Source organism: Rhodococcus sp. C26F, from assembly GCF_053345925.1.
In genome coordinates this window covers 16,839-37,967 of record NZ_JBKFBA010000016.1, presented here as the reverse complement: position 1 = coordinate 37,967, position 21,129 = coordinate 16,839, and the positions used below count along the sequence as shown (strand labels likewise).

Annotated in this window: 4 protein-coding genes; 1 reads left to right on the top strand and 3 read right to left on the bottom strand. The window is 71.2% G+C overall.

Annotated features, from left to right (window positions below):
- Positions 1-82: 82 nt before the first annotated feature.
- Positions 83-598, top strand: coding sequence for an arsenate reductase/protein-tyrosine-phosphatase family protein (locus ACLBYD_RS17265; RefSeq protein ID WP_230791566.1), 516 nt, complete (start codon positions 83-85; stop codon positions 596-598).
- On the opposite strand, the gene ACLBYD_RS17260 is transcribed toward ACLBYD_RS17265, so the two are convergent.
- Genes ACLBYD_RS17260 through ACLBYD_RS17250 form a run of 3 tightly spaced genes read right to left on the bottom strand, consistent with a single transcriptional unit; the run spans position 569 to position 21,100 of the window.
- Positions 569-2,323, bottom strand: a complete 1,755-nt coding sequence (locus ACLBYD_RS17260; RefSeq protein ID WP_447817382.1) for a polysaccharide biosynthesis tyrosine autokinase — start codon at positions 2,321-2,323, stop codon at positions 569-571. The two genes, ACLBYD_RS17265 and ACLBYD_RS17260, sit on opposite strands and share 30 nt — an antisense overlap.
- On the bottom strand, positions 2,323-20,409 hold the full coding sequence (locus tag ACLBYD_RS17255) for an amino acid adenylation domain-containing protein (RefSeq protein ID WP_447817381.1): 18,087 nt from the start codon (positions 20,407-20,409) through the stop codon (positions 2,323-2,325). Before ACLBYD_RS17255 ends, ACLBYD_RS17260 begins: the two co-directional genes overlap by 1 nt.
- Positions 20,390-21,100, bottom strand: a complete 711-nt coding sequence (locus tag ACLBYD_RS17250) for a condensation domain-containing protein (RefSeq protein WP_447817409.1) — start codon at positions 21,098-21,100, stop codon at positions 20,390-20,392. Before ACLBYD_RS17250 ends, ACLBYD_RS17255 begins: the two co-directional genes overlap by 20 nt.
- Positions 21,101-21,129: the final 29 nt, after the last annotated feature.

The following is a 21,129-nucleotide window of genomic DNA, read 5'->3' as shown; positions in this document are numbered from 1 at the left end:
CGTTCGGATGACGTACACCGGGACCGGGCACCCCGGAGATGTCTCCTGAGCGCCTGGGTGGCGTCTCCCATAGGATCGCCGAATGCGGATTCTCTATGTGTGTACCGGAAACATCTGCCGATCACCCACCGCAGAGAGGTTGACCACCGCATACGCGGCCGAGGCCGGTCGCGACGACCTCTCGGCGCACAGCGCCGGCACCCGGGCGATGGTCGGCTACGGCATGGAACCCACCGCGGCACTCGTGTTGCAGCAGCTCGGAGGTGATCCGGACGGATTCGCTGCGCGTCGGATCACCCCGCAGATCGCGGAGGACTCCGACATGATCATCACGATGAGCGAGCGGCACCGCGCCAAGGTGATCCAGCTCGCACCGCGCAGGATGCGCGTGACGTTCACGCTGCGCGAGGCCGCCCGGCTGCAGAACGCCACCGGTGCGCGGACCATCGCAGAACTGACGACGGCCCGGGCGCAGATGTCTGCACCCGGGCCGGAGGACATCGTCGACCCGATCGGCCGTGACGAGGAGACGTTCGTCACGGTCGGATCCGAGATCGCCGACCTGTTGCTACCTCTCCTCGCCGCTCTCCGAGCCTGAGTCGTTCACCGGGCGCCGCGGTGCGTGCACCACGGGTCGCGACAGCGGCTCGGCTGCGGAGTACGCCTGCGGTGCCTGGTAGGGCTCGCTGCCGTACCGCTCCGATGCCGGCTGCGGCGCCGGCGGGAACTGCTCCGCAGCGCGGTAGTGGTAGGCGTCGTTGCCCGGCGCCGGGTAGGCCTGCGTGGCCGGCGGCTCGACGTGACGGTGACCGTTCCGCGGCCGGGCCGGTCCCTCGACGGGTGCCTGCGCCTGCGGCGCCGGCTGGGCGGCCGGTGCAGTCGTGGCCGGTGCAGTCGGGGTCGGTGCACCGACACGCTGCGTCGCCGGCGTGCTCGTCCGGGCGGCTGCCGGGGCGGCACCGTCCTTGTCGGAGCTGTAGTAGTACCGGTACTCGTAGGCACTGCCGCGACCCTTGGTGGGGGTCATGGACAGGATCGTGCCCAGCACGGGCGCGTTGACCGAACGCAGGTTGCCGATGGCCCGCGCGAACTGCTCGCGGGTGGTCTTGCCGTAACGCGCGATGAGCAGCGCACCGTCGGCGATGTTCGTGAGGATCGCCGCGTCGGTGACGGGCAGCAGCGGCGGCGCGTCGATGATGACGTAGTCGAAGCGCGACCGCAGGTCCTCGACGACCTCCCGCGCATGCGCGGAACCGAGCAGCTCGGACGGGTTGGGCGGCAGACCGCCGGCGGCGAGCACCCACATGCCGTCGAAGCGGGTCGGCTGGAGCACGTCCTCGAGCGAGGCCGTGTGCGCAAGCACATTCGACAGGCCGGCGTCGCCGAGCGTGCCGAGGTACTTGGTCACGCGGGGGCGGCGCAGGTCGGCTTCGACGAGCACCACGGAGTGGCCGGCCTCGGCGAGCACGAGCGCCAGGTTGAGGGCCGTGGTGGTCTTGCCCTCGCTGGGCAGCGAGCTGGTGACGACGATCGCGCGCGGCGGGTTGTCGACCTCGAGGAACTGCAGGTTGGTCCGCATCTCGCGGTAGGCCTCGGCGTCGCCGCTGTTGGCTTCCGCGAAGACGATCGCCGGCTCTTCGTGACGGGCCTTGTCGAGCGGGATCACACCCACCACACCGGTGCCGGCGAGATCCTCGACGGCGTTGCGGTCCTTGATGGTGTTGTCGAGGCGGTCGCGCAGCACCGCGAGGGCGATACCGAGCAGCAGACCGACGGCCAGACCCAGCGCGACGTTCCGCGTGGTCTTCGGCGTCACCGGCGACGACGGAGTGGCCGCGTACTGCTCGACCACCACGCGGGCCGTGGGCGGGCCGCCGTCCTCCGGGGTCTCCAGTTCGCGTGCCATGACGACGAACTCGTCCGACAGCGCGTTCGCGAGGTCGCGGGCACGCTCGGGCGACTCGTCGGTGACGGCAGTGTCGATGAGCACCGTGTCGGGGGTCGACGAGGCGGTCACCTTGCCGGCGAGATCGACGGCCGACATCTCGCCGAGACCGAGCTTGTCGAGGGTGCGCTGCGCGAGGGTGGTGCCCTCGAGCAGTTCGGTGTAGGAGGTGACTCGCTGCTGGGAGAACAGGTTGCCCTGGTAGATCTCCTGCACCGACGCGCCCGACGCGGTCGACACGAACAGGCGTGTCTTGGCTTCGTACTGGGGCGTGGTCAGCAGGGAGGCGCCGAGAGCGGCAAGAACCGCCACCACCGTCGTGACGGCGACGATCTTCCACCTCGCCTGCAGAATTCGCAGGTAATCATGTACTTCCATCAGGGCGTCTCCCTCGTTGCGGTAACACTGCGTGCGCACCCGGTGGGCGCGGTGTGGGGGTCGTCGTGGCGCTCGAGCACGCTGTCGAGCACCGGGCCGATCGCACGCACCGCGTCCGGATCGGCCAGTTCCGAGTGCGTGAACGGCACCGGATGTTCGACGACGAGACCGCGCACATATCGCTGCCAAGTGGCGGCGAGATCTGGGTGCCGGTCGAGATCGGGGGCGGCGACCACCAGGTCGATGTCGCCGTCGTATTCGCCGAGGGTGTGCCGGCGCACCGCGTCTTCGACGGCCTGCGCGGCGGCGTCGGTGCGGCGCCGGACCTCGGCGACGAGTTCTTCGGGCAGCCCGGCGATGTCGGGTACGTTCTCTGCCGTCGGGTGGGGCTCGGCAGGCACAGTCTCGGGCGTGAGCGTGTCGAGCAGCACTACCGCACCGACCTGCTCTCCGTGCTCGCGGAGTTGCACGGCCATCTCGTGTGCGATGGTGCCGCCCACCGACCAGCCCAGCAGGTGGTAGGGACCATCGGCCCTAACCTTACGGATTTCGGCCACATACCGCGCGGCGAGTTCGCCGATGCTGTCCGGAATGTCGTCGAAGCCCGTTGCCTGGAGACCGTAGAGGGTGCGGCCGTCGAGATGCTGCGCGAAACCGGCGTACATCCACGCGAGTCCGCTGATGGGATGCACGCAGAACAGCGGCGGCTTCTCGTCACCGCGACCGGCGATCTCGACGATGCTGCCGAGCGGGTCGCCTTCGTCGTCGCTGCGGCCGTGTTCGATGCGGTCGGCGAGCGAGCCGAGATCCGGGCTGGTGAACAGCCATTCGACGGGGACGTCGGCACCGAGCGCGTCGCGTAGTTCACCGGCGACGGTGACGGCTGCGATGGAACTGCCACCGAGGTCGAAGAATCCACGGTCGGCGGAGATCTCGTCGATCGGCAGGTCGAGGTGGCGGGCGAACACCGCGGCGACGGTCTGCGCGATGCGTCCTTGCGGCGCCACATACGGTTCGTCGACCGCGGCGTCGGGGGCGGGCAGCGCCGCGCGGTCGACCTTGCCGGAGGCCATCAGTGGCAGCGCGTCGACGACGGTGATGCTCACCGGACGCAGGTGACGCGGCAGGTCGGCGACGAGCGCGCGACGCAGCGCTGCCGCCTCGGGCGCGGCGCCGGTCTCGGGCTGGATGTAGGAGACGAGCACGGTGTCGCCGTCACGTCCGGGATGCGGAACGGTCACGGCCGCCGCGACTCCCGAACCATTCAGCAGAGCGGCGTCGACCTCGGCGGGTTCGATTCGGATGCCGTGGATCTTCACCTGGTCGTCGATGCGGGACACGTAGTCCAGTACCCCGTTCGGCAGGATCCGAACCAGGTCGCCCGTGCGGTACAGCCGCGACCCGCCGTCGTCGAACGGATTCGCGACGAATCGGGTTGCGGTGAGGCCGGATTCGTATCGGTAACCGCGGGCGGTGCTGTCGCCGGTCACGTAGAGCTCGCCGACGGTGCCGCGCGGCACGGGATGCAGGCGCGAATCGAGCACGTAGGCGGTCGCTCCCGCGACAGGCGTGCCGATGCTCGGCTTCCCGCCACCGGTCAGCGGCTCGGAATACGAGACGGCGACGGTGAATTCGGTGGGTCCGTAGCCGTTGACGATCCGGTGCCGCGACCAGCGGCCCACCAGCGCACCCGGCAGGGTCTCACCCGCGGCGACGATCGTCGTCGGCTCGAGTGCCTCGGGGTCGAGGGTGCCGAGCACGGTGGGCGTGAGGTTGAGATGCGTGACGCGCTCGTCGACGATCAGCTCCTGCAGGGGTTCCCCGGCGAAGGTGTGGTCGGGGGCGATCACGAGGGCGCCGCCGTGCGCGTGGGCGGAGAGCAGTTCGAAGACCGCGGCGTCGAAGGTGTGCGAGGCGACCTGCAGCACGCGCGATTCCGGCCCGAGGTCGAGCAGGGCGGTCTGCACGTCGAGCAGCGCCGCGAGCCCACGGTGGGTGACGTCGACGCCCTTCGGTGTGCCCGTGGTGCCGGACGTGTAGATCGTGTAGGCGAGGTCGCCGGATGTCACTGCGGGACGCGGGGGTTCGACGGCGTCGAAGTCGATGCTGCGATCGGCGGTGAGGTCGAGCCACGTCACGTGGCCGAGTTCGCGGTAGCCGACGGTCAGGCCGATGCGAGCACCGGAGTCGGCGAGGATCGCGACACTGCGCGCGTCGGACTGGGTGAGGTCGACGGACACCCACGCCGCACCGAGTTTAGTGATCGCCCAGACGGCGAGCGGCCAGTACTCGCTGCGCGGCACCGCGATCGCGACGAGGTCTCCGCGTCGTACGCCGTGGGAGGCGAGCACGGAGGTGATCTCGTCGGCTCGGGCGTCGAGTCCGCCGTACGTCCACGCGACGGTGCCGGAGCGCACCGCGATACGTCCGCGATGCTGCTCGACGGCGGTCGCGAAGATCTCGGGCAGGGTGCGCGGTGCGACGGCGGGAGCCGACAGCGGTGCGGGCACCGGCACGGCGAGATCGCCGACGGCGCGGTCGGGTTCGGCGAGGGCGGCGGCGAGCATCGCGACGAGGTCGGTGAGCATCGCGTCGCCGGTGGTGTCGTCGAACAGATCCGTCGCGTAGACCAGGCGCAGGTCGAGTCCGGCCTCGTGCTCGACGAGTTCGACGACCACGTCGAACTGCGCGGCCGGTTCCCCGGCGTCGGTCTCGGCGATCTGCACATCCGGCAGTTGCGGCAGCACCTCGCCGGCCTCGACGCGGTGCGTGAGCAGCACCTGGAAGAGCGGGCTGTACGACGGGTCGCGGCGCGGCGCGAGACGGGCGACGACCTCGTCGAACGGCACATCGGCATGCGCGAGCGCACCGAGGTCGGTCGCCCGCACGTCGCGCAGCAGGTCGGTGAACGGCCGCGACGGGTCGACCGCGGTACGCAGCACGACGGTGCCGACGAACATCCCCACGAGCCGGTCGAGACGGGCATCCGTGCGACCCGCGATCGCCGTGCCCACGGCGATGTCGGTGCGTCCGCTGCGACGCGCGAGCATCGCGGCGAGCACCGCGTGGACGAGCATGAACACGGTGACGTCGTGGCTGCGCGCGACATCCCGGAGGCGTCGGTGGGTCTCGGCGTCGAGGGTCGAGACGATCTGCGCGCCACGGTGGGTCGGCTGCGCGGGACGCGGCCGGTCGGCGGGCAGCGGAAGCGGGCTGTCGGGCAGGCCGGCGAGTGTGGTTGCCCAGTAGTCGAGTTGGCGGGCCGCGAGCGAGCTCGGGTCGGTGGCGTCGCCGAGCAGTTCGTGCTGCCAGCGCGCGTAGTCGCCGTAGGTGACGGGCAGCGACTCGAAGACCGGTGCTTCTCCCCCGCGACGCGCGGCGTAGGCGACGGCGAGATCGGTGAGCAGCGGACCTACGGATGCGCCGTCGAACGCGATGTGGTGCACGGCGGCGGCGAGTACCCAGCGGCCGGGTTCGACGTGGAACAACCGGATCCGCATCGGGGCCTGCGTCGTGATGTCGAAGGGCGTGGTGATCGTGGCGGTCACGGCCGCGGCGACGTCCTCCGGCGCGGAGTGTTCGAGCACCGGCGGGTCGACGGGTACCTGCACGTCGTCGGTGAAGGCGGTGCGCAGCACGCGGTGACGGTCGACGACGTCGCTCACCGCGGTGGCGAGGGCGTCGACGTCGAGGTCGCCGCTCAGCGTCAGCACGACCGGCACGAGATAGCCGGCGGTGCCGGTCTCGGCCCGCGCGACGATGCCGAGGCGGCGCTGCGCGGGTGCGATCGGTGCCGGGGTGTCGTCGTCGTAGTGCCGCAGCGCGACGCGCTGGTCGTCGCCGGATTCGATGCGGGCAGCGAGCACGGCGAGCGTGGGGGCGGCGAGCACCTCGCGCACCGGCACGTCGGTGCCGAATGCCTCGCTCAGGCGCGCGGCGAAGACGACGGCCGACAGCGAGTCACCGCCGGCGGTGAAGAACCCGCGGTGCGCGGCAGGGCGAGCACCGAGTACGTCCTCGGCGACGGTGACGACGAGATCCTCGGCGTCGGTGAGCGGCCGGTCGAGGGCCGCGTCGTCGTCGAGTGCGGCGGCGTCGTGCAGTTCGAGCGCGGCGACGTCGAGCTTGCCGTTGGGTGTGAGGGGCAGTTGGTCGAGTGTGTGCACGCGGGTCGGCATGCGGTGCGGCGGCACGACGAGCGCGAGTCGCGCGGTGATGTCGTCGGCCGACAGGTCCGGTCCGGCCGCGAACGCGACGAGCGTGCCGCTCAGCGCGACCACCGCGGCCTGCCGGATGCCGGGCTGGGCGAGCAGCGTCGCCTCGAGTTCGCCGGGTTCGATGCGCACGCCGCGCACCTTGAGCTGGCGGTCGGTGCGGCCGAGATAGCCGAGGGTGTCGTCGACGCGGCGGTGGACGCGGTCGCCCGTGCGGTACATGCGGGCACCGCCCGGAGCGGCGACGAAGCGTTCGGCGGTGCGAGCCGGGTCGTCGAGATAGCCGGCGGCGAGGCCCTCACCCGCGAGATACAGCTCGCCGACGGCTCCGGCCGGCACGGGACGCAGGCGCGCGTCGAGCACGTGGGCGACGGTGCCGGGCACGGGCCTGCCGATGCTCGGGCGGGTGCCGGGTTCGATGTCGACGAGGGTCGCGACGATCGTGGCCTCGGTCGGTCCGTAGGCGTCGAGCATCACGCGGCCGTCGGCCCAGCGCGCGGCGAGCGACGGCGACAGCGATTCGCCACCGGAGGCGACGACCTTCAGGTCGGGCAGTCCCTCGGGGTCGAGGGTGCCGAGCACCGTGGGGGTCGACAGGTAGTGGGTGATGCGCTGCCCGGCGAGGTAGCGGTGCAGGTCCTGCCCGGCGTAGACGTCCGGGGGTGCGACGACGAGCGTCGCGCCGGTGGTGTGGGCGAGCAGCAGTTCGAGCAGCGCGGCGTCGAACTCGGGTGAATAACCGTGCAGCACGCGGTCTCCGGGCTCGACCCGGTAGCGCTCGGCCACTTCTGCGGCGAGCGGGGCGAGTCCGCGGTGCGTCACGGCGACCCGCTTCGGGGTGCCGGTGGACCCGGAGGTGGACACGACGTAGGCGGTGCCGGGCAGGCACGTCTCCCCCGCCTGCCGCGAATGCGTGAAGGCCGCACCGGTCTTGGTGATGGCCCACAGGGTGCGGATGTAGTCGACACTGCGCGGTGCGTCGATGCGCACGATCCGGCCGTCCCGCGCGCCGTCGGCCCGCAGTTCGTCGGCGAGGGCGTCGGACTGCTCGTCGAGTTCGCGGTAGGTGAGCGATTCGTCGTCGCCGCGCAGGGCCTCACGGTCGGGATGGGCAGCGGCGGTGGCGCGCAGCATCTCGGCAAGTGTGCGTGCCGGGGCCGGTTCGCCGCCGTCGAGGGCGGGAGCCGGGGCGTCGACGGCCACTTCACCGATGGTCCGGTCGGGTGCGCTCGCCAGACTGCCGAGGAGCGCGACGAACCGGGTGACGAGCAGTTCGGCGGTGCGGCCGGCAAAGCGGGAGGCGTCGAACACGAGCGTGCCGGTGTAGCCGTCGGGACGCGGGGCGAGCGTGAACTGCAGGTCGAACTTCGGTGTGTCGTCGAGGACTTCGCGCGCCTCGACGGTGAGCTCTCCCAGGCTGATCGGGTCGATGCCGAAGTCCTGCAACGCCAGCGCGACCTGTGGTGCGCCGCTCTGCCGTTCCGACAGCAGTTGCTCGTAGGGCACCGCAACGTGATCGAAGGCGGCGACGTCGAAATCGCGGACCTGGCCGAGCAGTCCGGCGAACGACATGTCCGGAGCCACGCGGGCACGCAGCACGAGGGTGTCGAGGAACGGGCCGACGAGGTCCTCGAGCTGAGCCCAGCGGCGTCCGCCCACCACAGCGGCGACGGCGATGTCGTCGCTGCCGCCGAGTCGCGCGAGCAGCACCGACAGCGCGGCGTGGAGCACCATGAACTCGGTGGCGCCGTGGGCGCGGGCGAGGTCGGCGAGCGCGTCGCGTACATCGGCGGGCACGGTGAAGTCGACGCTGCGCGCACCGGTGTCGGTTCCGGTGGCGTCGGCGGGCAGTTCGGTGACGGTGAGTCCGTCGAGGGCGCGTCGCCAGTGCTCGAGGTCGCGTTCGGGGATGCCGCGTTCGGATTCCCACAGGGCGTAGTCGGCGTACTGCAGCGGCAGCGGTTCCCACTGCGGGGCCGCACCGTTCACGCGGGCGAGGTAGGCGATGGTGAGGTCGCGCAGCAGCGGCCGCAGCGACGTGCCGTCGGCGATCGAATGGTCGACGTCGAGATACAGCACGTGCTGGTCGGGGCCGGTGCGTTCGAGTCGCACGCGCCACCGGTCGCTGCGCGGCGCTTCGTGGACCTGCTGGTACATGCCGTCGCCGTCGACGATGTAGTCGGTGCGCAGGATCTCGTGGCGCAGCGCAACGTCACCGAGCGCGGCCTGCAGGGCACCGAGGTCGAGCGGTCCGCTCAGGTTGACCTCGCTGCGCAGCCGGTAGGCATCGGGGGCAAGCGAACTCAATCCCCACAGGCGACGCTGGGCGCGGCTGAGCGGGATCCGTTCCGGGCGCGGCGACACGGCAACGGGTCCGGCGTCGGTGTCGAAACCACCGGCGTCGAGGGCGGCGGCGAGCGCGTCGACGGTGGGGTTCGCGAAGACGGTGCGCAGCGGCACGTCGGTGCCGGTCTCGTCGCGCAGGCGGCCGACGAGGACGGTCGCGAGCAGCGAGTTGCCGCCGGCCGCGAAGAAGTCGTCGGTGCGTCCCACCGCGGTGCCGTCGCCGAGGACGTCGCCGATGATGCGGGCGACGAGCGCTTCGGTCTCGGTGCGCGGTTCGCTGCCTTCGCCGGCGGCAGGTTCGGGCAGGGCGGCGGCGTCGACCTTGCCGTGGGAGGTGAGCGGGATCGCGGCCAGCGGCACGATCGCGGTGGGCACGAGATGCGCGGGCAGGACGGTGCGCAGCTGGGCTCGCAGGTCTGCGTCGTCCAGGTTATCGCCGTCGAGGTTCTCGTCGGTCACGTAGGAGACGAGGCGGCCGCCGCGCACGAGGGTCACGGCCCGGTCGACGCCGTCGAGAGCGGTGAGAGCGGTGTCGATCTCGCCGGGTTCGATGCGCACGCCGCGCAGCTTGATCTGGTTGTCACTGCGGCCGACGAATTCGAGGGCACCGGCGCGGGTCCAGCGCACGAGGTCGCCGGTGCGGTAGCGACGGCCGTCGGGTCCGGCGACGAACCGCGAGGCGGTGCGCCCAGCGGCATCCCGGTAGCCCGACGCGAGTCGCGGTCCCGAGACGTACAGTTCGCCGACCACGCCGGCGGGCACGGGACGCAGTCGCTCGTCGAGGACCTCGACGGTGACGCCGCGGACCGGGGTGCCGATGACGATGTCGTCGCCGGGTCGCAGCGGCTGCGAGTTGGTGACGAACATCGTGGCCTCGGCCGGGCCGTAGCTGTTGACGAGGGTGCGCCCGTCTCCCCAGCGGTCGACGATCTCGCGGGTGAGCCGGTCGCCGCCGAGCACGAGGGTGCGCAGGGCCGGCAGGTCGCGCACCGGCACGGTCGCGAGCGTCGACGGCGTCATCACCGCGTGGGTGATCGCGGCACTGTCGAGCAGGTCGCCGAGGGCAGCGCCACCGTAGCTGTCGGCGTCGGCCACCACGAGCGTCGCGCCGGAGATGCCGGCGGTGAGCATCTCGAGCATCGCGGCGTCGAACGACGGTGCCGCGACGTGCAGGACGCGATCGCCCGGGAAGGCTGCGAGGTATTCGCCGATGTCCTCGGCGAACGCGCTCGCGGCGCGCTGGGTGACGGTGACGGCCTTGGGGTGTCCGGTGGTGCCGGAGGTGAAGACGAAGTAGGCGGGGGCGTCGGGTGCGGGATCGACGACGTCGGCGAGCGGCTCCTCGTCGTCGGAGGTCACCTCGAGCCACCGCACGGTCGCCGGAAGTGTCGGCGCTTCACCGACTCCCACGTGCACGTCGGCGAGCATCTCGCCCAGACGCGTGGTGGGGGCGGTGGGGTCGACGAGCATCGGTGCGGCGCCGGCGCCGATGATGCCCCACACGGCGAGCACCGATTCGAGCGAGCGCGGGTAGGCGCATGCGACCGGGTCGCCCGGGCGCACCCCGGCGAGCTGGAGACGCGCGGCGAGAGCGTCGGAATAGTAGAGCAGTTCGGGATACGACAGTTCGCGGTCGTCGTCGACGATCGCGAGTTCCTCGCCGCCGGCAGCCGCGCCCTGCGCGAGCCACTGGCGCAGCGACCGGGGTGCGCCCGGCACAGCGCCGACAGTGGGCAGGCCGGCGTCGCCGTGCAGGTCGATCTCCCCGACCCGCACGTCCGGATCGGCGACGGCCGCGCTCAGGATCATTCGCAGGCGGTCGGCGTAGCCGGCGACGGTGTCGGCGTCGTAGAGGTCTGTGCTGTAGAAGAATTCGAGGTCGATGCCGTCCTGCTGCTCGGTGACGGTGACCTGCACGTCGACGTTGACCGTTTCGGTGTCTACAGGCGCGGCGGTGACGTTCAGGCCGGGCAGCGCGAAGGTCGACGCGACGGGTCGTGCCTGCGACAGCGCGATCTGGAACAGCGGGTGCCGTGCTTCGCTGCGGGCGGGCTGCAGCTTCTCGACGAGCGTCTCGAACGGTGCGTCCGGGTTGCCGTAGGCGGCGAGGTCGCGGCGGTGCACCTGCGTGAGCAGCTCGGTGAAGGTGGCGTCGGGGTCGACGTCGGTGCGCAGCACGAGGGTGCCGGCGAACATGCCGACGACGTCGTCGAGCTGCGGCTCGCCGCGACCGGAGACGGCGGTGCCGATGGGGATGTCGCGACCGGCACCGTGCCGCGCGAGCAGGGCCGCGAGCGCGGCGTGCAGCACCATGAACACCGTCGCGCGACCCTCACGGGCCAGCGTGTGCAGTCCGCGGACGAGGTCGGCGTCGAGCGAGACGGTGTGGGCGGCACCGTGTCCGGTGGGCTGTGCGGGGCGCGGCCGGTCGCCGGGCAGGGTCACTTCGTCGGGCAGGTCGGCGAGTTCGCCCAGCCAGTACGGGATCTGCTCGTCGGCGACGCTGCGCTGCCACCGCGCGTAGTCGGTGTACTGGACGGGCAGCTCCGGGAGTTCGGGGGTCGCGCCGGTGAGGTGGGCGTCGTAGGCGACGGCGATGTCGCGCAGCAGCGGCGTGAGCGACCAGCCGTCGGCTGCGATGTGGTGCAGGACGACGAGCAGCACGTGCCGGTCGGGTGCCGTCCGGTACAGCCGCATGCGGGCCGGAGGTTCGACGGTGAGGTCGAATCCGGTGGTGGCGTAGTCGCGGACGAACTCGTCGAGGGCGTCATCCGGTACGGCCACCGGATCGAGATCGGGGCGCGCTGCGGGCAGCACGGTGTATTCGTCGGCGGCCGGGTAGACGGTGCGCAGCGTGCGGTGCCGTTCGAGCACGTCGGCTACAGCGGCGGCGAGGGCGTCGACGTCGAGGTTCCCGTCGAGCCGCACCGCGAAGGGCAGGTTGTAGCTCGGGGACGCCGGGTCGAAGCGGTTGATGAACCACAGGCGTTGCTGCGCCGCCGACAGCGGAGCCGGCGCGTCGGGGTCGGCGACGAGACGCGCACGGCGAGCAGGCTTATCGCTTCCACTGGTTATGTATGAGGTTAGAGACGCAATGGTCCGGTTCTCGAAGATGTCTCTCACGGTGACATCGGTGTCCAGCACGTCCGACAAGCGACCGGCCAGGCGCGTGGCGAGCAGCGAGTTGCCGCCGAGATGGAAGAAGTCGTCGTCGGCGCCGAGGGTGCCGGCAGTGATGCCGAGCAGTTCGGCGCACACGTCCGCGACGAGTTCCTCGACCGGTCCGTGCGGTGCCGCTCCGCCGCCGGCGGTGACATCGGGGGTGGGCAGTGCGGCGCGGTCGAGTTTGCCGTTGACGGTGAGCGGCAGCGCGTCGAGGACCACGGCGGCCGACGGGACGAGGTAGTCGGGCAGGCTGCGGCGCAGGTCGCGCAGGGCCGCGGTGGCGTCGCCGCCGACGAGATAGGCGACGAGGCGGTCGTCGCGCAGCAGCACGACGGCCTGGCGCACACCTTCGCTGCGCAGCAGGGCGGCTTCGATCTCGCCGGGCTCGATGCGGTAGCCGCGCAGTTCGATCTGCTGGTCGGCGCGGCCGAGATAGTGCAGGGCACCGCTGGTGTCGCGGCGGCCGAGGTCGCCGGTGCGGTAGCGGCGGGTGCCACCGGGAGCGGCGACGAAGCGGGTCGCGGTCTGGCCGGGGCGTCCGCGGTAGCCGCGCGCGAGTTGGTCTCCGCGCACGTACAGTTCGCCGATCGCGCCGGGCAGTGCGGGGCGCAGCGACGAGTCGAGCACGTCCACGGCGAGACCGGGCAGCGGTGCTCCGATGCCGGTCGCGGTGGCGTCTCCGAAGGTGACGTGCACGGTGGTCTCGGTGATGCCGAACATGTTGACCGCCCGCACATGCGGATGACGCTCGGCCCACGGGCGCACCCGCGCGGGGTCGAGGGCTTCGCCGCCGAAGATCAGCAGCCGCAGGTCCTCGAGCGGCGCGTGATCGGTGGCGGCGAGCTGGTAGAAGGCCGTGGGCGTCTGGTTGAGCACCGACACCCGGTTGCTGGTGAGCACGTCCACGAAGGCAGCCGGGTCGCGCACGGTGAGGTGGTCGACCACGACCACACGAGCGCCGGTGGCCAGCGGTGCCCACATCTCCCAGACGGAGAAGTCGAAGGTCGGCGAGTGGAACAGCGTCCACACGTCGTCGGCGCGCAGCCCGAATTCGTCGACGGTCGCGGCGAGCAGCGACAGCACGTTGCGGTGCGTGACCTGCACACCCTTGGGGGTTCCGGTGGAACCGGACGTGTAGACGATGTAGGCGCCGAGATCCGCGACGAGCGGGAAGTCGAACAGCGCCCCGTCGTCGAGGCGGCCGGCCACCTCCGCGTCGTCGAGTCGCAGCGTCGGCACGCGGACGTCGGTGAAGTCGCTGTCGGTGACGACCAGCGAGGGCTGCGCGTCGTCGAACAGGGCCTGCAGGCGCGTCGCGGGATGCGTGACGTCGACGGGCAGGTAGATGCCGCCGGCGCGGGAGACGGCGAGGATCGCGACGACTAGCTCGGGAGTCCGCGGCAGTGCGACGGCGACGACGTCCTCGGCGGTGACGCCGCGTTCGCGGAGGAGTTTGGCGAGCGCGCCCGAGCGCGACCACAGCGCGCCGTAACTGAGGGAGTACCCGTCCCCCACCACGGCGACGGCCGCAGGATCGTCGGCCACGCGTTGCGCGACCAGCTCGGGCAGCGACTCTGCCGAAAGTTGTTGCGCGACGCCGACGGGGGTGAGGTCGGCGTCGCCCAACTCGATACCGCCGACCGACACAGCCGGGTCGGCGGTAACGGCATCGAGGATACGCACGAACCACGACTGCCACTGCACAATCGTGTGCGAATCCACAAGTTCGTCCGCGTACGTAAGGACCGTTTCCAAACCGGCCGGCACACCGGTCTCGGAACGGCGTTCGCGGACGGTCAGTTCGAGGTCGACGCGTGCCGTGCCCACCGGGATCTCGCGGATGGTCGTGGAGCTGCCGGGCAGCGTGAACTCGTCGAGCGAGAACGACTCGTACGCGAGGATGACCTGGAACAACGGGTGGTGTGCGTCGGTACCGGCGCCCACCGCGTCGACGATGCGATCGAACGGCACGTCGGCGTGGGCGAAGGCGTCGAGATCGGCGCGACGGGTATCGGCGAGCAGGTCGGCGAAGGTGCGGCGCGGATGCACCCGCAGCCTCAGCGGCACAGTGCCGACGAACATGCCCACCACGTCGTCGACCGCGGCGTCGCTGCGTCCGGAGACCGGCGTGCCGATGGTGACGTCGTCGGTGGCGGCGAGCGCCGACAGCAGCGTCGCGAACGCTGCGTGCATCACCATGAACGGCGTGACGTCGTGGGCGCGAGCGAGCTTGTCGATCGCGGCGTGCAGTTCGGCGGGGATCGTGAAGCTCGCGCGCCCCGCGGTACCGGCGGTCGCTGCGCTGCGGTGACGGTCGGTGGGCAGCGCGAGCAACGGCGACGCGTCGTCGAGGGTCTGCTTCCAGAAAGCGAGCTGCCGGGCCGCGAGGCTGTCGGGATCGGTCTCGTCGCCGAGCACGGCCCGGTGCCAGCGGGCGTAGTCGCGGTAGGTCACCACCGGTGCCGGCAGGTCCGGCGTCTCCCCGTCGCGGTGGGCGCGGTAGGCGGCGACGGCGTCGCGTCCGAGCGGCAGCAGCGACAGGCCGTCGGCGGCGATGTGGTCGATCACCACGGCGAGGACGTAGCCGGAGTCCATCCGGTACAGCCGGGTGCGGATCGGCGGGTCGACGGTGAGATCGAAACGCGCGCGAGCGAATTCGGCCAGCTCCGCATCGAAGTCGGTGCCCGCGTCGACGGGCTCAAGGTCGAGCGTCACCGACGGCAGCACGTGCTGACGCGGTCCCGACGGGCTGTCGGGGAAGACCGTGCGCAGCGAGCCGTGGCGGGCGACCACGGTGGCGGCGGCCGCACGCACGGCGTCGAGGTCGGTGTCGGCGTCGAGATCGAGCGCGAAGGCGATGTGGTCGCCACCGTCGATGCCGTCGGCCACGTCGAACCGGTTGAGCAGCCACATGCGCTGCTGCGCGGGTGCGAGCGGCGCGTCGCTGTCGTCGTCGATGTGCACGAGCGGCAGGTGCTCGCCGGTGGGTTCCTCGGCGAGCAGGTTCGCGAGTTCGGCGACGGTGGGGTGCTCGAAGATGTCGCGCACACCCACCCGGCGACCCGCGACTCCCCGCAGGCGCGCGGCGAGCTGGGTCGCGAGCAGCGAGTTGCCGCCGACGGCGAAGAAGTCGTCGGATCCGGCGACGTTCGGCAGGTCGAGCAGGTCGGCGACGACACCGGCGACGAGTTCTTCGGTAGCGCTGCGATATCCGTCGGTGCGGGTCGCGGCGACCACCGGCTCGGGCAGCGCGGCGCGGTCGATCTTGCCGGTGCTGGTGAGCGGGAACGTGTCGAGCACGGTGACGGTCGCGGGCACCATGTGCCGGGGCAGCCGCTCGGCGGCCCATTCGCGGATCTCGTGCGGGTCGAGGCGGCCGTTACGGCTGTGCACGTAGGTGGCGAGGGTGTCGCCGCGCACCACGGTCACGGCGGTGCCGATGCCCGGGTGGGTCTGCAGGGTCGCGTCGATCTCACCGAGTTCGATGCGGAAGCCGCGGATCTTGACCTGGTGGTCGCTTCGGCCCACGAACTCGAGGGCGCGGTCGTCGTCGTGTCCCGTCCAGCGGACGAGATCGCCTGTGCGGTAGAGACGCCCGGTGCTGAACGGGTTGGCGACGAACCGGTCGGCGGTGAGCGCGGGTGCGTCGAGGTATCCGCGGGCGACGCCCTGTCCCCCGAGATACAGCTCGCCGGTCACACCCTCGGGCACGGGCCGCAGGCGTTCGCTGAGCACCACCGCGGTGACGCCGACGAGGCCGGTGCCGATGGTGAGCCGGTCGCCGGGTGCGAAGGGTTCGCTCGACGTGGCGAGCACCGTCATCTCGGTGGGGCCGTAGACGTTGAGCAGGGTGCGTCCGGGTGCCCAGCGTTCGGCGGTCTCGACCGGCCATGCCTCGCCGCCGATGGCGATGGTGCGCAGGGCGTCGAGTCCAGTGGGGTCGAGCTGGGTGGGCACCGAAGGCGTCGAGAACCAGTGGGTGATGCCTTCGGCGCGAAGCAGATCCACGAGTTCGTCGCCACCGAACAGGTCGGCGGGCGCGACCACCAGCGTGCCGCCGGAGGTGAGCGCCAGGACGTATTCGAGCACCGCACCGTCGAAGGCGGGGGTTGCGAAGTGCAGCACCCGCGCTTCGGTGGCGGTGTCGGAGACGGCGGGCAGGTCGAAACGTTCGACGAACGACTGTGCGAGCGGGCCGAGTCCGCGGTGCGAGACCACCACGCCCTTGGGACGGCCGGTGGAGCCCGAGGTGTAGACGACGTAGGCGGTGTTGTCGACGTGCAGCGGCCGCACACGATCCGCGTCCGTGATCGGGCGGGTGTCGCCCTCGACGGTGAAGGCGATCGGCTCGATCCCGTCGGGCAGCGCGACGTCGCCGTCGACGATCGCGTACTGCGCGCCGGATGCGCCGAGCAGCTGGGCGATGCGTGCGGCGGGCTGGTTGGGGTCGACTGGGACGAAGGCCGCGCCGCTCAGCGCCACGGCCGCGGCGGCGAGCACCGACCGCGTCGACCGCGAGAGGACGACGGCCACACGGTCTTCCGTCCCGATTCCCCGCTCGATCAACGTCCACGCGAGCGGGCGTGCCGCCGTGCGGATCTCGACGGCCTGTCCACCGGGTTCGGCGACGCAGGCCGGCGACCGGTCGATGATCTCGGCGAAGGTCGCCTCCGGGCCGGGTTCGGCCGGTTCGACGGAGAGGGTGCCGAGGTCGAGGTCGCCGACGGGCAGCGACGGATGTTGCGCGACCTGCTCGAGCACTCCGCTCAGGCGGGTCACCCAGCGGGCGATGGTGTCGTCGTCGAACAGTTTCGTGTCGTAGACGAGGCGGCCGGTGAGCGATCCGTCGCGCAGTTCGCGCAGCGAGATCTCGAGGTCGAATCGTGCCTGCGACGAGGCGATCTCCTGCGGCCGCACGGTGAGGCCGGGCAGTTCGAGGTCGGGCACGTCCACGTTGTCGTAGGCGAGCATCACGTGGAAGGGCGAGAAGCCGAGGGCGTCGACGACGTAGTCGAACGGCACGGTGGCGTGCGCGAAGGCGTCGAGGTCGGTGTCGCGGGCCTGCGCGAGCAGCGCCGTGAACGGCTGCGCCGGGTCGACGTTCGTCCGCAGGGTGACGGTGCCGACGAACATGCCGACGAGTGCGTCGAGGTCGGGGTGGTCGCGACCGGCCGTTCCGGTGCCGATGGCGATGTCGTGTCCGGAGGTCCAGGCGGCCAGCCACACGGCGACGGCGGCGTGCACAGCCATGAAGGTGGTGGCGTCGTGCACGGCGGCGACGGACCGCAGCGCCGCGACCTGGTCGGCGGGCACCGCGAAGTCCACGGCCGCAGCGGGACCGAAGCCGCCGTTGCGGAGACGGTCGGTGGGCAGCGGCGCCGCGTCGGCGAGACCGCCGAGTGTGCGTGTCCAGTAGTCGATCTCGCGACCGGCGCGGGTGTCGGGTGCCGCCGGATCGCCGAGACGGTCGAGATGCCACTGCGCGTAGTGCCGGTAGTGCAGCGGCAGCGGCGTCCACGCGGGCGCCTCTCCCGCCGTGCGGGCGAGGTAGGCGGTGGCGACGTCGGCGGTGAGCGGCACGAACGACGCACCGTCGAGCGCGATGTGGTGGGCGACGACGGCGAGCACGTGCTTGTCGTCGGCGAGTCGCAGCAAGCGGATGCGGAACGGGATCTGCGCGGTGAGGTCGAACGGTTCGGCCGCCCACTCGGTGATGAGCGCTTCGACGTCACCCTCGGCGGTTTCGGGTTCGAGCGCGAGACCGGCGACGGCACGGTCGAGCGGCAGCACGTCCTGCACCGGGCCGTCGAGTTCGAGCCGGAACAGCGTGCGGAGGGTTTCGTGCCGGTCGAGGACGTCCACCACCGCGGCCTGCAGCGCCGGCAGGTCAAGGTCGCCGTCGAGGTGCAACGCGAACGGCAGGTGGTAGGCAGCCGGGTCGCCGTGCGCGCGGGCGAGCAGGAACAGTCGGCGCTGCGCGGGGGCGAGCGGCGACGGCCCGGTGTCGGGGGTGGCGACGGGGCGCGATTCCGATTCGGGTCGCTTCGCCGCGGCGGCCGCCAGGCGGGCGACGGTCGGGTGGGCGAACACGTCGCGCAACTGCACGTCGCGACCCAGCGCGGCACCGAGACGGGCGGCGAGCTGAGCGGCGCCGAGCGAGTGACCGCCGAGCGCGAAGAAGTCGTCGTCGGCTCCGATGTCGTCGATGCCGGTGAGCTCGGCGAACAACTCGGCGACGATCTTCTCGGTCGGACCGTTGGGCGGCCGCGATCCGACGGCCACAGCACGCTCGGGTGCGGGCAGCGCACGCCGGTCGACCTTGCCACCCGGCGTGAGCGGCAGCGCCTCGAGCACGGTGATCGACGACGGACGCAGATAGGTGGGCAGTTCGTCGGCGAGACGGACGGTGAGATCGGCGGGGTCGACGTCGCCCACGACGTAGGCGGCGATGTGCTCACCGTGAACGGTGACGGTCGCGGCCTGCACCTCGTCGAAGGCGACGAGCGCGGCTTCGACCTCGCCGAGTTCGATGCGGTAGCCGCGGATCTTCACCTGCTGGTCGGCGCGACCGAGGAATTCGAGGTGGCCCTCGGTCGTCCAGCGGGCGCGGTCGCCCGTGCGGTACATGCGCCCACCGAACGGCGAGGCGAGGAAACGTTCGGCGGTGAGGGCCGGTGCACCGAGGTAGCCGCGCGCGACGCCCGGTCCCCCGAGATACAGCTCGCCGATCACCCCGGCGGGCACGGGATGCAGGCGCGCGTCGAGAACGACGGCGGTGGTGCCGTCGATCGGCCGGCCGATCGGCACACCCACGCCGGGCTGCAGCGGGTCACTAAGGGTCGCGAGGATCGTGGTCTCGGTGGGCCCGTAGGCGTTGAGCATCGTGCGGCCGGTGGACCAGCGGTCGGCCACGGCCTGCGGAAGTGCTTCGCCACCAGCGTCGAGAACCTGCAGGTCGGGCAGGCTGTCGTCGGGGGTGACGGCGAGGATCGCCGGTGCGGTGATCGCGTGGGTGACGGCTTCGCTGCGCAGCAGGATTGCCAGCGCCGGTCCGCCGACGGCGTCGGGCGGACAGATCACCAGGGTGGCGCCGGCGTCGAAGGCCAGGAGCAGTTCCTGCAGCGACGCGTCGAAGGACGGCGACGCGAGGTGCAGCACGCGCGATGTCGCGTCGGCGCGGTAGCGCTCGCGCAGCGTCGACACGAGCGCCGACACACCGCGATGGCCGACCGCGACGGCCTTCGGGGTGCCGGTGGAACCGGACGTGTGGATGACCCACGCCGTGTTGTCGATGTGCAGCGGCCGTAGGCGATGCTCGGCGGTGAAGGTCTCGCCGGTTCCGTCGGTGGGCGGCGCGATGCGGGTGACGTGCTCGGGCAGCGCCGGGTGGTTGTGAGCGACGGCGATCCGCACGTCGCGCAGCACCTGATCGAGGCGGCGGGCGGGAAGTTCGGGATCGAGCGGGGTGTAGGCGGCACCGGTCTTGGCGACGGCCCACAATGCGACCACCGAATCGATCGAGCGAGGCAGCAGCACCGCGACGCGCTCTTCGGGTCCGGCACCGGCCGCGACCATCGCATGAGCGAGCGCATCGGAGCGGGCGTCGAGTTCGCGGTAGGTGATGCTGCCGTTTCCGTCCACGACGGCGACGGAGTCGCTCGCGGCGTGGCGGGTAAGGACGTCGGGCAGCAGTTCGGGCTCGGGCGCGGTGCGTCCGCGGGCGGGAACCAGACCGTCGAGCTCGGCCGGGTCGGCGAGGGCGAGATCGCCCACCGCAACGCCCGCGTTCTGCACGAACTCTTTCAGGAATCCGCGGAAACGGCTGTGCAGCGACGAGAGGTGCTCGTCGCTGTAGAGATTGGGGTTGGCCTCGAAGTCGACGCGCATCGTGCGTCCGGCGACGCCTGGGTAGACATTCACGGCGAGATCGTCGATCGGGCCGCTGGACTGGTGGTGGTACTCCCCCGTCACGTCGCCGAACGCGATCTCGGGATGGAACATCATCAGGTTGACGGTGGGGCCGAACGGGCTCGCCGCCTCGTCGCGGGAGCGGCCGAGGCTGCGCAGATCCGCGAGCATGTCTTCGTACCGGTACCGCTGGTGGCGCAGGGTGCTGCTCAGTTCCACCTGCACGTCGCGGATGAGTTCGACGGGTGTGGTTGCCGGATCCACGCACAGGCGCAACGGCACGACGTTGGCAAGAACGCCTGCGGATCGACGCAGCGCGGCGGTGGTGCGGGCGGAGACGGGCAGGCTGAGCACGACGTCGACCACGCCCGTCGTCCGGGCGAGGAACGCGCCGAACGCTGCGAGGACGATCGGCACGTCGGTGGAGTTCGCGTCATGGGCGAGCTTCGACACCNGCTGCGGTGTCGGGGTCGAGTTCGGAGTTCGCCCGCCGTGCCGGCACCCCGAGAGGTGCTTCGTGATCGACGAACGACACGGATTCGGGCAGGTCGGCGAGTCGTTCGAGCCAGTGCTGACGGTCGGTGTCCTGACGCTTCGAGCCCACATAGGCGGCCTCGACGTCGAGAATGTCGGCAATCGGCATCGTCTTGAGCGGCGGCGCCTCGGAGCCGGAAACCCACGCCGAATACAGCTCGGCGGCGCGATTGAGCATGTTGACCGCACCCTGCCCGTCGAGCGCGATGTGGTGGACGTAGCTCGACAGGAAGTAGCGGTCGTCGCTGATCTGCAGCACCGTTGTGAAGATCGACCGGTCGTGCAGCAGATCCAACGGGCTCGTGTAGCGCTCGGTCATCCACTCGGATGCCGCTTGCTCTGGGTCTGTCTCGGAACGGAAGTCGATGTACGGAACATCGTCGTCGAACGCGACGTCAACGTATTGGTGCGGAACGCCATCGACGTCGGTGAAGAACAAGAAGCCCGACTCGACCTCGCGTGCGGCCTGCACGCACGCAGCACGCAAGAGCTCGATGTCGAGTTCGCCGATGAGCTCTACGTACTGCGCAGTGGTGAACGGTACGTCCGGATGCAGCAATTGCGCATACCAGAGACCCCGCTGACTCGGGGACAGCGGAAATAGATGCACCACGCTCCCCTCGTCCTCCCGACACAATT

Coding starts and splice junctions, on each gene's coding strand:
- ACLBYD_RS17265 (WP_230791566.1), top strand. CDS start 83: ATGCGGATTCTCTATGTGTGTACCGGAAACATCTGCCGATCACCCACC.
- ACLBYD_RS17260 (WP_447817382.1), bottom strand. CDS start 2,323: ATGGAAGTACATGATTACCTGCGAATTCTGCAGGCGAGGTGGAAGATC.